This window comes from Paenilisteria rustica (assembly GCF_013820765.1).
Classification (GTDB): Bacteria; Bacillota; Bacilli; order Lactobacillales; family Listeriaceae; genus Listeria_A; species Listeria_A rustica.
Genome location: NZ_JABJVM010000014.1, coordinates 24,979 through 38,558, shown reverse-complemented (window position 1 = coordinate 38,558; position 13,580 = coordinate 24,979). Strand labels below are relative to the sequence as shown.

Sequence of the window (13,580 nt, the reverse complement as noted above, 5' to 3'; positions counted from 1 at the left end):
GTTACAATGATGAGGTGAGCATAAAACGCTTACAAGTGAGGCGGAATCACTAATTCATATACATAACATAGCCACGGTTTTGCAGCACACAAAAAAAGGGAGGCTTTTAAAACGTGAAAAATATCTACAAAAAGGGATTAAAGATTGTTTTAGCAGCAAGTTTGACGGTTGGAATTGGTGCAACGGCGATTGGAAGCAATGCGTACTCGGCGGATGCGGCAGTCGATCCAAATCTTGTGCCAGTGCAGATTTTGGGGCTCAATGATTTCCACGGGGCACTAGATACACCTTCTAGTTCACCACTAGGAAAAATTGGCGGCGCGGATTACTTGGCGACTAACTTGAACAACACGGAGGCGGCCTTTTTAACAGCGAATGGTTTGGCGGATAACACGGCGAGCAATTCGGTACGTGTACAAGCTGGCGACATGGTTGGTGCGAGCCCAGCGGTTTCTGGATTATTGCAAGATGAGCCGACGATTAAAGTGCTAAATCGGATGAAATTCGAAATTGGAACGCTAGGAAATCATGAATTTGACGAAGGTTTAGCGGAATATAAACGAATTTTAGACGGTGGAGATACGATCAATTTCAATGAAATCACGCAAAATTACGATCATGAGGCATCGGATATGTCAATTGTCGTTGCGAACGTGGTAAATAAGTCAGATGGCGCGATTCCTTATGGTTTCAAACCGTATGAGATTAAAAATATGGGTGGCGTGAATGTTGGATTTATCGGCGTTGTAACGACTGAGATTCCATCTTTAGTACTCGCGAATCATATTCAAGATTTCAACTTCTTGGATGAAGTGGAGACAATCGCAAAATATTCAGCGGAGTTACAGTCAAAAGGTGTGAATGCAATCGTTGTCCTGTCGCACGTTCCAGCGCTTACTCCGGGCAATCCGACGAATGGCGAAGGCGCGGTTTCTGGCGCTGCGGTTGACATGATCAATAAAGTAAACCAAATTGCGCCAAACAATAGTGTAGACCTTGTTTTAGCGGGGCATAATCACCAATATACGAATGGTAAAGTTGGCAATACGCGTTTGGTGCAAAGTTACAGCAATGGGAAGGCGTATTCCAATGTGACTGGCGTGCTAAACAAAACGACAAAAGATTTCGAGACAACTCCGAGTGCGGAAATCAAATATAATTTGCAAGATGTGACGCCTGATGCAGCGGTTCGCAGTGTCATTGACGAGGCATATGCGCTTGTAAATCCAGTCATTAGTAAGCCAATCGGGCAAATGGATAGTGCTGTCATGACGCGTGATACGAATGCAGATAACGAATCTCCGCTTGGTAATTTGATCACGGATGGTCAACGCGAAATGGCGAAACAAGCCGGAATTGCAGTTGATTTTGCGATGACAAATAACGGTGGAATTCGCTCCGATCTTGTTGGAACTGCCGCGAATGGCTCGTTTGCTGTGACATGGGGCGCAGCGCAAGCCGTGCAGCCATTCGGAAACATTTTGCAAGTGGTAGAACTGTCTGGCGCGGATATTATCGAAGCGCTGAATCAGCAATATGATGAATCTGAGAAGTACTTTTTACAAGTTTCTGGCTTGAAGTACACGTACACAAAAAATGATGCTGGCGAAAAACGTGTGGTGGATGTGATGAAAGAAGATGGCACGAAGCTAGACCCAGCAACAACTTACCGCGTTGTCATCAATGATTTCCTATTTGGCGGCGGCGATTCATTCTCGGCCTTCACGAAAGGGAAACAAGTCGATGTTATTGATCCAGACACGGATACATTTATTAATTATATTCAGTCACAAAGCCAACTTGTAACGCCTGCGCTTGGTCGTAAAACATTTAAAACAGAGGCAGAAATAGCGAAGGAAAAAGAAGATGCGGCGATTCAAGCAATCACGGACAGCACAGTTTTCGTGTCTTACAAAGAAAAAGATGCCGTGTTCAAAGGAAAAACCGTTCCTGGTGCAACGGTTACTGTGGATACGTTAGCGGTGAAGGCAAAAGTAGCGCCAATCGTAGCGGACGCAGATGGTAATTTTGAAATCGATATGAGCGGTGAAAACTTGAAAGAGGGCGATACGTTCGGCGTGACGATAACAGATGCGGATGGCTATAGTAAAGCATTCACGGTAGCAGTTATGGCCGCAGATCCAATTGACAATGGCGGCGGAGAAGAAGTTCCTGGGGGTAATAATGGGGGGACAGAAACACCAGATGTTGACGGGAATGGTGATGGCGGAACGGTAACGCCAGAACCAGTTATTCCTTCTGCAACTGGCGGTGATGTCGTATCAGAAGAAGTAGTCCCAGTAAAAAATGAGAACTTGCCACAAACCGGCGATCAAGATCAAACCGGCGTAATGCTTGGTGGACTTGTGTTAGTTGGAATCGGTGTTTATTATTTAAGACGTAAAACAGCGTAAAGAAACACCAGAACAGATGGAGCGCTGGGGCTCATAACTGTTCTGGTGTTTTTTATTTATACTACACTTCCATAATGATCGGTAAAATCATCGGACGGCGTTTTGTTTTTTCGTATAAGAAAGGTTGGAGCGTGTCTGTGACTTCGTTTTTAATCTCAGACCATTGCGTTGTTTTGCTGTCCATCACTTTGTTGAGATGACGGCGTAGCAAGCCTTGTGCCTCATTGATTAGGTTGCCGGATTCGCGCATGTAGATGAAACCGCGTGAAATGATGTCGGGACCTGCCATGACTTTATTTTTAGCAGCGCTTATAGAAACAACAACAATCACTAAACCTTCTTCGGACAAGACGCGGCGATCGCGCAATACGATATTACCGATATCGCCAATTCCGCTACCATCGATATACACGTTTGCTGCTTGGATTTTACCTGCAACATGCGCGGTATCGGCAGTTAGGGCTAGCACGTCTCCATTTTCCATGATAAAGCTGTTTTCATGAGGAACGCCACAATAAAACGCGGATTGAGCGTGCATTTTTTGCATCCGGAACTCACCATGAATCGGCATGAAATATTTTGGCTTCATCAGACGAAGCATTAGTTTCTGTTCTTGTTGGCCACCGTGACCGGATGTGTGAATGTTGTTGACTTTACCGTGAACAACTTCTGCACCAGCTTGGAAAAGTAGATTGATCGTGCGGTTTACGCTGATCGTGTTTCCAGGAATTGGTGATGAGGAGAAGACAACAGTATCGCCAGGTTGAATTTGGATTTGGCGATGGGTACCGTTCGCAATACGCGAAAGTGCAGCCATCGGTTCGCCTTGACTACCAGTACAAAGAATCGTGACTTCGTTCGCGGGTAGTTTATTCAATTGACCCCATTCGATAAACGTATCTTTCGGCGCTTGAATATAGCCGAGTTCGATACCGATTGTGATAGCAGAATCCATACTACGTCCAAAAACAGCAATTTTACGACCTGTTGCGACCGATGATTCAACAACTTGTTGCAAACGATAAATGTTGGATGCAAAAGTAGCGAAAATAATCCGACCATCAACATCGCGGAAAATATTTTTGATACTTTCACCAACGATACGCTCACTCATTGTAAAATTAGGAACTTCCGCATTGGTGGAATCTGAAAGGAGACATAGAACGCCTTCTTTGCCGATTTCCGCCATTTTTGTTAAGTTCGCTGGTTCGCCAACAGGTGTGAAATCGAATTTGAAATCGCCTGTGTGAACGATATTTCCAGATGGCGTTTTGACAACGATACCATATGAATCTGGAATACTATGCGTCGTTGCGAAGAAGGAAATACTTGTTTTGCGGAATTTGAAAACGTCCTCTTCCTCAAACTCGTAAATCTTCGTTTGGCGCAGTAAGCCGTGTTCTTCTAATTTGTTACGAATAAGTGCCGCCGCGAGTTTCCCAGCGTAAACGGGGATATTCAGTTCGCGAAGCAAGTAAGGAACGCCACCGATATGATCTTCGTGACCATGCGTGATGAACAAGCCTTTAATTTTTTCTTTGTTTTTAATTAAATACGTGTAATCAGGAATAACATAATCAATGCCGAGTAGTTCGTCCTCTGGGAACTTGATACCAGCATCGATGAGGATTATTTCATCCTGAAATTGCACGCCGTAAGTGTTTTTTCCGATTTCGCCTAGACCACCGAGTGCGAAAACAGCCGTTTCATTATTTTTTACGAATTTCATAGCGGATTACTGCCCCCACAGTTGAAAATCTTCATTTTGTTTTTCGTATTGTAGGTGCGCCTCGCTCAATTGTTCTACTAGCTCAATATGGAAGGGTTGGTCTTTAAGAATAACGCGCACTTCTGGCACGTCCTTCGCTTCCACATAGATTGATTGTGTTTTTTCTCTGACAGGTGTTTCGGTTTTTGTTGCTTGATAATAAACTTTAAAAATCATTTTTTTCTCTCCTTTATGTTTCGTTATTATTCATTAGTAAAAATAGCATTGCTCCTCATTTGCAATCTATTTACATAACAGTTTCATGGATAAGACGGGTGAGGCTCGTTAAAAAGGCAAAAAGAAACAATAGTAGCCGCGCGTCTGTTTGGCTACGATTTTAGAATATAACATGACATTCTGCGTTTTTTTCGCCTACTCCAATTGAATACCATTATTCTACGCATTTTAAACAAAATGGGCAGAGAATGATTTCAATTCACGGTAGGTTTAACGAGTCACTTCTTTGTGAAATCAAGATCCGAACTTTTATCCTTGAGTTCTAATATACCATAAAAAACGATAAATGCTACTACAATATACTTAAATTGCTCGAAAAAGTGATGGAAAGCTAGAAAATCGTGTTTTTGGGTGACTGCATGTGATTTTAAAAGCCTGATATAGAAGATACTGTTTTTGCCCGCTAGCGCACTTTTTTTGGTATACTGGATGGTGAGATTAGTAAATGGGTGCATTTTTTCCCGCAAATTTGGTCTGAGGAGATTTGAACTATGAAGAAAATTGTGTTTTTTGATGTAGATGGTACGTTGGTAAATGACAACAAGGAGATTCCAGATTCAGCCAGAAAAGCAGTGAAGGATCTGCAGGATAAGGGCGTTTACGTGGCGATTGCGTCTGGACGGGCTCCTTTTTTATTAAAGGATATATGTGAGGAACTGAATATTAATTCATATGTGAGTTTCAATGGGCAATATGTGGTTTTTGAAGGGGAAATGGTGTTTGATAACCCATTACCGCAGGCGTCGATGGAGCGTTTAATCGAAGTGACGGAAGAGCGCGATCATCCACTTGTATTTATGAACGAGGAGACGTTGCGTACGAATATTCCGGATCATCATAAGGTGCACGAGGGCATGAACTCGCTTAAAGAGGGGTATCCAGAGCTTGATGCGGAATTTTATAAAGGGCGGACGTTGTATCAATGTTTGCTATTTGCAGATGAGAGCCATGATGCTTTTTATAAAGAGAAGTTCCCTGAATACGGATTCTTGCGCTGGCACGATGTGTCGATGGATGTGGCGCCGGCGAACGGTTCGAAAGCAGTTGGTATTCGCGAAATGCTGAAGCGCTTGGATTTCAAAATTGAGGATGCGTACGCGTTTGGCGACGGTCTGAACGATATCGAAATGCTACAAGAAGTCGGCACGGGAGTCGCGATGGAAAATGGTCGTGATGAAGTGAAGGCGATAGCTGATTTCGTGACTGATTCCGTGGATAATGACGGGATTTTGAAAGGGTTACAGCGATTGGGATTACTATAAAAAAGAACAGCTGGCTGTTTGATAGAAAAGCGCTAAAAAAGCTTGGTTTGATAGCTTTTTTAGCGCTTTTGATGTTTTGTGAGATTATGTCAAACCAGGTATATCAGCTACTTTACGTCTTTTAAATACGCTTAAAATCAAGCCTAATGCAATCATCTCGAACAATATGTGTGTGCCGCCAAAGCTCATGAATGGCATGGCCGCATCAGATAAAGGTGAGAAGCCTAAGTTTGTCAATATGCTTAGTATAAATTGGCTTGCAAAAGTTACCGCCAATCCTATAACCAGCATTTTGCCATAAATGAAAGGAATGTTTTTCGCCGCACGCAATATTCTACAGATAAAAAAGACAATCAACACAACAGCAATAATCGCGGCTAACCAGCCAAATGAATAGATGATGTACATGAATATTAAATCTGTATGTACCTCAGAAATTAAATTTGGTGTCAGATTAAGACTACTTCCGATAAAATTAGATGCGCCTAGATTTTTAATGTCCACGGTATTGATTAATGTATAATTTTGCAATAGAATCACTAGGTTGAAGACTGGCCATATAAAAGTAGCAGCTGCGTACGCTACAGTTTGTTTAATGCTGGCTTTAGAACTGAGCATAATGGCTATGCAACCAATAATACAAATGATAGAAGTTGCTAAGGCACTTGTTGTAAAGAGCAACAAAATCGGAAATGCCAAGATACCTACTCCAAGCCAAGATTTTCGAGAATCGTTCCAGTTCCAAGAATGAAAGATTCCAGCAAAGGATATAACGAGGAGAAATGGAGTAATCTCGATAAAATTAACATTAGCAAAACCTAAGATTAAAAAAGGTAAACCATCTACTCTAACGCCAAAAATAACCGTTATTAATAGAATTAGGACGGTCCCCACGTATAGGTGTTTGGAATACTTTAACAACTTTCTATAATCAAGCCTAGAAAAGCTTAGCATCAGCAGAATTCCTACTAAGTAAAAGATAAGACTCTTATTAAATACTTTCATATTCTGAAGCTCTGTAAACGTAGAATGAAATTGTAAATAATACATGACGAGTAATCCAAACAGTGAGGCTATCATTACTGGGAGTAAGGTTTTGATATCCATCGGTGCTTTGTGTGTTTTGTTAAGCTGTTTTCCAAGCGATTTCACATCTCCCATACGATCCAACGCCTGAGCAGTAGCCTCTTCTTCTGAGAGCCCTGCAAGTAAGGCTTCCTCCTTAAGCGTTTGAAGATGATCACTTATTTCCAGTTTTAGACTAGCGTGCACATCTTTATTTCTTATTTTTTTACACAATTCTTTCATATATACTTCAAAATCGTCTTCTAATCGCATACAGTTTTCTCTCCTTTCAACACCTCGTCCACGGCAGTTTTAAAGATGGACCATTCCTCTTTTTTTTCCTGTATAAATTCCTTGCCTTTTTCATTGATATTATAGTATTTTCGCTTTCTCTTACCCTGGCCTTCTCCCCAATAAGAGATAATAAATCCTTTATCTTCAAGGGTGTGCAGAATGGGATAGATCGTTCCTTCTTTCAAACTAAAAATTCCCTCAGACTTCATTTCCAACTCTTTAATAATTTCATAGCCATACATTGGTTTTGAATTCAGTAGGCTTAAAATAAGAGTGGTGGTACTACCTTTTAGCAACTCTTTACTAATCTTCATAACAGTCTCCTTCCGATGCATATGTTTTATATGCATAGTAATCATAGGTATATGTTATATTATATATTTATGTGTGTCAAATCTTTTGATAGGGCTTTTACGAATGCATTAAAAATGTTTTCAGACGCAAAAGAACGACCCTTGATACGGTAGTGATGTATCAAGGATCGTTCTTTAAATACGTTACGAAAAAAGTTAGGAAACGATGAGTTATAGAATAATCTTTATTTAAAGATATTGGAAAAAACATGATATAATAGTCGTGTAGAGTAAGGTGTGTAAAGGATGGTGGCTTTCTGATTGAAGGGAGTGATGCTTATGTATGTAGGTTATCAAATCTGGAGAAAGGAAATGTCTGATGTCAGTTGCAGAATCGATTATGATGGCACTTGGGTTTGGAATGTTTATTCTATCCTTCCTCAAGCTCGTTATCGTAATGGTGCAAGCAATGAAAAACGACAAATAAAAAACCATCTGATTATACCCTGACCGGAGATTAGATGGTTTTTATAACATGTAAACGAAAGTCACCGTCTTTGAAGCGGCTTACGTCATTCTATACTAGGGAGTCGTGTACCACCACGGCTCTCTTTTTATTACCCTAAGTATAGCACAGATAAGCATCACTACTCAAGCGACGAATGTAATAGTGTTTTAAAATTGCCATATCTTATGTTTCTCTAGCTACTCGTTACGAGAAAAGTTAGGAAACAATGATTTATAGAATAATCTTTATTTAAAGATATTGGAAATACCGTGGTATAATAGTCGCGTAGAGTAAGGTGTGTAAAGGATGGTGGCTTTCTAATTGAAAGGAGTGATGCTTATGTATGTAGGCTATCAAATCTGGAGAGAGGAAATGCCTAATGTCAGTTGCAGAATCGTTAACTTTGGCGCTTGGTTTTGGTATGTTCGTTATATCATTAATCAAGCTGGTCATCGTTATTGTGCAAGCAATGAAAGAAGACAAATAAAACCCATCTACACACTCTGACAGGAGATTAGATGGGTTCGTACCATTTTAAACGAAAGTCACCGTCTTTGAAGCGGCTTACGTCATTCTATATTAGGGAGTTGTGGTGGAACACGACTCTCTTTTAATTTACCCTAATTATAACATAGCGATGCGTCATTACTCAAGCAGTGATTGTACATTTTTGTTCTTTTGTCCAGATTTCCTTTGCGAAAATAATAAAGTAGCGTTAAAATAGAAACTGAATCTTTGCTTTAAAGGAACAGAGATTACACAAAACATAAAAGGAGTAGTTACAAAATGAGTGATAAAATGGGTAGCAAGAAATTTCAGCCTTACATACCTGCTTCCAAATCACTGCCAGAGTTGACTGCAACTGCCATTATTCTTGGTATTATTCTTTCAATTTTGTTCGGTGCGGCAAATGCTTACTTAGGACTCAAAGTAGGTTTGACGGTATCGGCGTCGATTCCAGCGGCAGTTATTTCGATGGGGATTTTGCGTGGTATTTTTAGACGGGATTCTATTTTAGAAAATAATATTGTACAGACGATGACGACGGCGGGGGAAGCGCTCGGTGCTGGTGCGGTATTTACAATTCCTGCGCTGTTCATGATGGGCGTGGATATCAACCAAATTATGCTGGTATTTATCGTGCTAACCGGGGGATTCCTGGGCGTGTTCATGATGGTGCCACTTCGTAGAATGCTGATTGTTAATGAACATGAAACGTTGCCGTATCCCGAAGGAACGGCCTGTGCGGAAGTTCTGAAAACGGGTGAAAAAGGTGGCGGTGCGCAAGCGAAACTCGTCGTATTTGGTTTCGGAGTTGGTGCGCTTGTAAAAGTTCTTACAGATGGTTTCAAAGTGTTCCGAAGTGATGTGCAGACGGGGATTTATAATTTCCAGAATGCCTTTATCGGGACGCAAATTTATCCGGCCTTACTCGGCGTTGGGTTCATTATCGGGCCGAAAATTGCGGGTCAGATGGTGGCCGGTGGTTTGATGGCATCGCTCGTTTTGATTCCGTCGATTGCGTTTTTCGGTGCTGGGAGTTCGGATGTTATTTTCCCAGCGACAGAGGCGTTGAAGAATTTAGATGCGAGTATGATTTGGGATAATTATATTCGTTATATCGGCGCGGGTGCGGTTGCTGCGGGTGGTCTGATTACACTTGCGAAAACGATGCCGGCGATTATTCAGACACTTCGCAGTACGATGGTTAGTCTGAATAAAAATAAAGGTCAGAAAATGCTTGAAATTGAGCGTACAGATAAAGATATTCCGATGAAATGGGTTTTGATTGGGATTACCGTGCTAATCGTGATTATCGCGTTTGATCCGTTCACGAATGTGGGGATTATTGGCGCCTTGGCGATTGCGATTTTCGGATTCTTATTCGTTACAGTGGCATCACGGATTGTTGGAATTGTCGGCAGTTCTTCGTCACCAGTTTCAGGGATGACGATTGCGACGCTTTTAATTGTGGCGATTGCTTATAAATCGTTTGGTTACAGCGGTACAGAAGGCATTGTGTTGACATTGACGGTTGCCGCGATTGTTTGTACGGCACTTGCGGTTGCGGGTGATATTTCACAAGATTTGAAAACCGGGTATCTCGTTGGTGGGACGCCTTGGAAACAGCAAGTTGCGATGATGATCGGTGTTATCGCCAGTGGTCTTGTGATGGGTTACATTTTGACGTTGCTAGATAACGCATATGGCATGGGTTCTGAAGCATTACCAGCTCCAAAAGCGGCGTTGATGAAAATTCTCGCAGAAGGTATTTTGAATGGTAATCTGCCGTGGACGCTCATCTTTATCGGGGTTTCGATTGCCGTTGTGATTGAATTCCTAGGCATGAACTCGCTTGTTTTCGCAGTAGGTCTATACTTGCCGCTAAACATCAGTGCGACGGTTATGTTCGGTGGATTTGTACGTTTGATCGTAAACCAAGTAATCAAGTTGAAAAAGGACAAGGAAAAAGCAGAGCGCATCGAGCGTGGTACATTGTTTGCGTCTGGTTTAATCGCGGGGGAATCGCTGCTTGGCGTTATAATCGCGTTTGTGATTTCGATTAACCCGAACATTATTCCGACCGAGTACCTGCTTTCGAATCAATGGTTACCATTCTTGGTGTTCTTGATTGTGTGTACGCTACTTTACTTCTCTACAGTACCAAAAAAGAAGAAAGCGTAACGACAAACGCTCAGCTGCGTCGTTAAAGGCTCCGTTCCAGTGCTCTTCTACGCCGTACTTCGCATAACTTCTCACATGGTCGGGGGTGAGACTCCCTTCCTGTTTTTAGTTGATGTACAATTCGTACACTCCGCGCTGGTACTTGCCTTTGCCTAGCATCTAATCATTTGTCGCTCCGCTTTATAGGTACAGCATAGTTTCGTAGTGCTAAATGTTTGGACATAGGGAGGGAATTATTCTATGCGAAAAAAAGAACGGCGCAATATGTTGGAGGAAATTCCAGTTTTGAAGGAGAATCTAGTTTTGGAAGTGGCGGAGCAGGAGAAGTATTTGATTGTGCCGCGTTCGGCTTGGCTCGAGCGCGTGGCGACGAAACTTTTGAAGCAGCCGACAGAACGACGTATTAAGCTTGATGAACATGGGTATTTTATTCTTTCGCAAATGGACGGGGAGACATCGATTCCAGAGATGGAGGAGCGGTTTTCGCGGACGTTTGGAAACGAGGATGGGATGAGTTTGTCGAGGTTAGTCCGGTTCTTGCAAATCATGGATTCGTATAGTTGGTTGCAGTGGAAAAGAGGATAAGGAGAGCGGCGGAGATCAGTTTTTGGTCTTCGCTGTTTTTTTATGATAAAGTGGAATGGGATAGTTTTACATAGGGAAATGGCAGAAAAGAGTGAATTCAGATGATAAAGAAATTAGTTGGAAGTTTGAGTATATTCGCGCTGGCGGGCTGTTCAGGGGCTGGTGATTATGAAATTGCTGTGAATGATAAGTATCAAATCGTGGCGATTAACACGATGGAGCATGACTTTGTGCGGAGGTATCCTGATGGGGCGATGGATAATGTGTTTAAGATTGTCGTGGATGATACGGAAGAAATGATTGGGAATATTGTAGAAGTGGATTGGAATGAGGCGTATTTGATTGCTAAATCGGAGGACGCGGAGGAAGTTGGGGAACGTCGTTTGAAGCATCAGAATCCGCAGTATTGGATTTTTGATTTGGAGTGGGAGAAGCCTTATGGTCCGCTTGATTTGGATGCATTCACGAAACTTAAAGCGAAAAAGGGGATAGATTTGGAGTTGGTTCCTTATGAGGAGCGGATTAAGGGCGAGGAGCGTAGTTATGAATAGAAAAATTTGGATGAATATTTTGGGATGTATGAGTGCGGGGATCATTGGAGTTTTGATTTTTATTCCGGATTATGGCTTTCCTGATATGTATCGCATTCTTATCTTCATGGCCGTTTTTATGATTAATTTTTATATCAATAGGTATCTCCGTGCGCGAAAAAATAATAGCGAAAACCCACCGAATCAGTCGTGAATCGGTGGGTTTTCGTTGGTTATTTAACAGAGGACGTTCCCGAATTAACGAGTGTATCAATCAGATGAAATAATTGGTCGGGTGGTAAATCTTTTTGACGACGTTGCCAAAGACGAATCAGAGAAAACGCAGTCGAGATGTTGAATTCTAATAAATAAGGTGTCATCGCATTGTCTTTTGGAACACAGTGATCCAGTCCGTCAGAAAAAAATTCGTTCTTTAGCTTATCGGTAAAGCGAATGTTCCCGTAATCACCCAATAAGGCAGTTAGATACAATTCTTTTTCTTCAAAAAGCAGGAGAATATCCTTTGACTTTGCGTCTATTTGCTCCGTTTTTTTTACTTTTTCGCGGATATAATCCAAAATATCATTTTCGATGAAGCTAAGTAAATCGTAGACGTCAGTAAAATATTGATAGAAGGTACTGCGATTATATCCGGACTTATTAGCGATTTCTTGTACGGTAATCTTCTCTACTGGTTTTTGACTATACAGTTCGCAGAAAACGTCGACTAGTGATTGCCGTGTTTTATTGGTTATTTCAGGTTGTTTTTTTATCTTAATCTCCTTTCATCGTCCAACAGATTTGAAGAAATTGTGGGTTGATGTGGCTGGCGTGACGCCGTATAATTCATTATACAACACGTTGTCGTATAGTCAATGTAATAGGAGGAGAATTGCTATGAAAATACTTATTTTTGGACGCGGTGCTATTGGAACACAATATGCATGGGCGTTGGAGCAAGCGGGGCATACTGTAGAATTTTATGTTCGGGAGGGTAGGAAAGTGGAATATGGTTCGTATGTGGATTTGGAAATTTGGGATGCGAGGAGGAGTAAAAAAGATAGGCTAGTGAAAGAGAAATGGTCGATTGTCATGCATGAAGAGATAGCGGAAAATCATGACTATGATCTTATTTTTTTGAGTGTTAATCCGGAGCAAGTAGCAATTGCGGCGAAGTATCTTGCTCCGCGAGTTGGACGGGCAACTGTGCTGTTTTTCTGTAATTTCTGGACAGATCCTCAAGTGGCGCTTCAGCCAATTCCACCAAATCAAATTGTGTACGGTTTTCCGAATGCTGGTGGTGGATTTGAAGGCAATAAGGTTTATGGTGGGCTTTACAAAGCGGTGAACTTGGGAACGTTTGAATCGGACTTTAGCAAAAGGGATTTGGAGGTTCAGGCTCTTTTTGCTGGTGCTGGGTTCAAAATTAAGACTTCGAAGGATTTTCAAAGTTGGCTCTGGAATCATTTCGCATTCAACACGGCAATGGAAGTGGAGGTGTTGAAGAGTGGGAGTTTTAAAGGGGTAGTCTCTTCGTCAGTATCACTAGCTGGAATTGGAAGCAACATGAAGGAAATTGTTCTGATTTTGAAGGCGAAGGGGTCGAAGTTGGATGTGTTAAGTCAGATTTTAAATGTGTTGCCGCCAAAACTTGTGGGCTTTTTTCTGAGTAAGCTCGTGTTTTCGCCTAAAAGTGTGAGTTATGCACTCGTGGCCCACAATCATTACAAAGTTGGTTATGCTGTAAGTGAAGTGATTGCGGAGGCTCGGAAATACGATATACGTGCGCCAAGGCTTGATGCTGTAGAACGATTTATTAAGTGAGAAAATAGAACACGTTTTAAGTGATTTTATATGATTTTGGAAGAACCGCTATTCGCATAGAATAGCGGTTTATTTGATGTCGGATTTCTGAATATAAAATCATCTTGATGGAGGA

14 protein-coding genes and 1 pseudogene are annotated in these 13,580 nt (G+C 41.7%); 9 read left to right on the top strand and 6 right to left on the bottom strand.

The window, feature by feature from the left end:
* The first annotated feature begins 113 nt into the window (after window positions 1-113).
* A complete protein-coding gene (locus tag HPK16_RS12405; protein WP_181677259.1) occupies window positions 114-2,414 on the top strand; it encodes a 5'-nucleotidase C-terminal domain-containing protein in 2,301 nt (766 codons plus the stop codon).
* Between the two features lie 61 nt (window positions 2,415-2,475).
* Here HPK16_RS12405 and rnjA read toward each other — a convergent pair whose 3' ends face one another.
* Together rnjA and HPK16_RS12395 are read right to left on the bottom strand one after the other, a co-directional pair.
* Window positions 2,476-4,143, bottom strand: coding sequence for a ribonuclease J1 (rnjA, locus tag HPK16_RS12400; protein WP_181677258.1), 1,668 nt, complete (start codon window positions 4,141-4,143; stop codon window positions 2,476-2,478).
* Between the two features lie 6 nt (window positions 4,144-4,149).
* A complete protein-coding gene (locus HPK16_RS12395; protein ID WP_181677257.1) occupies window positions 4,150-4,359 on the bottom strand; it encodes a DNA-dependent RNA polymerase subunit epsilon in 210 nt (69 codons plus the stop codon).
* Window positions 4,360-4,910: 551 nt separating this feature from the next.
* Between HPK16_RS12395 and HPK16_RS12390 the strand changes: the two genes are divergently transcribed.
* Window positions 4,911-5,681 carry a Cof-type HAD-IIB family hydrolase gene (locus HPK16_RS12390; protein ID WP_181677256.1) on the top strand — a complete coding sequence of 257 codons (771 nt, stop codon included), beginning with the start codon at window positions 4,911-4,913 and terminating at the stop codon, window positions 5,679-5,681.
* An 84-nt stretch (window positions 5,682-5,765) separates the two neighbouring features.
* Here the strand turns inward: HPK16_RS12390 and HPK16_RS12385 are convergent, their stop codons facing one another.
* Together HPK16_RS12385 and HPK16_RS12380 are read right to left on the bottom strand one after the other, a co-directional pair.
* Window positions 5,766-7,019 carry an FtsW/RodA/SpoVE family cell cycle protein gene (locus HPK16_RS12385; RefSeq protein ID WP_181677255.1) on the bottom strand — a complete coding sequence of 418 codons (1,254 nt, stop codon included), beginning with the start codon at window positions 7,017-7,019 and terminating at the stop codon, window positions 5,766-5,768.
* The gene (locus HPK16_RS12380; RefSeq protein ID WP_118907660.1) at window positions 7,010-7,354 is read right to left on the bottom strand and encodes a PadR family transcriptional regulator; all 345 of its coding nucleotides are present in this window, start codon (window positions 7,352-7,354) and stop codon (window positions 7,010-7,012) included. The genes HPK16_RS12385 and HPK16_RS12380 overlap by 10 nt, the downstream gene beginning before the upstream one ends.
* A 358-nt stretch (window positions 7,355-7,712) precedes the next feature.
* On the opposite strand from HPK16_RS12380, the gene HPK16_RS12375 reads away from it, so the two are divergent.
* From HPK16_RS12375 to HPK16_RS12350, 6 genes are all read left to right on the top strand, one after another.
* The gene (locus tag HPK16_RS12375; protein ID WP_077912427.1) at window positions 7,713-7,820 is read left to right on the top strand and encodes a putative holin-like toxin; all 108 of its coding nucleotides are present in this window, start codon (window positions 7,713-7,715) and stop codon (window positions 7,818-7,820) included.
* A 400-nt stretch (window positions 7,821-8,220) separates the two neighbouring features.
* On the top strand, window positions 8,221-8,328 hold the full coding sequence (locus tag HPK16_RS12370) for a putative holin-like toxin (protein ID WP_181677254.1): 108 nt from the start codon (window positions 8,221-8,223) through the stop codon (window positions 8,326-8,328).
* A 299-nt stretch (window positions 8,329-8,627) separates the two neighbouring features.
* Window positions 8,628-10,526 carry an OPT family oligopeptide transporter gene (locus HPK16_RS12365; RefSeq protein WP_181677253.1) on the top strand — a complete coding sequence of 633 codons (1,899 nt, stop codon included), beginning with the start codon at window positions 8,628-8,630 and terminating at the stop codon, window positions 10,524-10,526.
* A 240-nt stretch (window positions 10,527-10,766) separates the two neighbouring features.
* Window positions 10,767-11,111: a PqqD family protein gene (locus HPK16_RS12360; protein WP_181677252.1), complete on the top strand. Its 345-nt coding sequence runs from the start codon at window positions 10,767-10,769 to the stop codon at window positions 11,109-11,111.
* 101 nt (window positions 11,112-11,212) lie between these two features.
* Entirely contained in the window at window positions 11,213-11,662 is a 450-nt protein-coding gene (locus HPK16_RS12355; RefSeq protein ID WP_181677251.1) for a DUF3997 domain-containing protein, read from the top strand.
* On the top strand, window positions 11,655-11,855 hold the full coding sequence (locus HPK16_RS12350) for a hypothetical protein (RefSeq protein ID WP_181677250.1): 201 nt from the start codon (window positions 11,655-11,657) through the stop codon (window positions 11,853-11,855). Before HPK16_RS12355 ends, HPK16_RS12350 begins: the two co-directional genes overlap by 8 nt.
* 19 nt (window positions 11,856-11,874) lie before the next feature.
* Here the strand turns inward: HPK16_RS12350 and HPK16_RS12345 are convergent, their stop codons facing one another.
* Both HPK16_RS12345 and HPK16_RS17020 read right to left on the bottom strand, forming a co-directional pair.
* Complete coding sequence (locus tag HPK16_RS12345; RefSeq protein WP_246369414.1) at window positions 11,875-12,219, bottom strand: hypothetical protein; 345 nt, start codon at window positions 12,217-12,219, stop codon at window positions 11,875-11,877.
* 36 nt (window positions 12,220-12,255) lie between these two features.
* A pseudogene (locus HPK16_RS17020) lies at window positions 12,256-12,351 on the bottom strand (TetR/AcrR family transcriptional regulator); the annotation flags it as partial.
* A gap of 187 nt (window positions 12,352-12,538) precedes the next feature.
* On the opposite strand from HPK16_RS17020, the gene HPK16_RS12340 reads away from it, so the two are divergent.
* Complete coding sequence (locus tag HPK16_RS12340; protein ID WP_181677249.1) at window positions 12,539-13,465, top strand: ketopantoate reductase family protein; 927 nt, start codon at window positions 12,539-12,541, stop codon at window positions 13,463-13,465.
* Window positions 13,466-13,580: the final 115 nt, after the last annotated feature.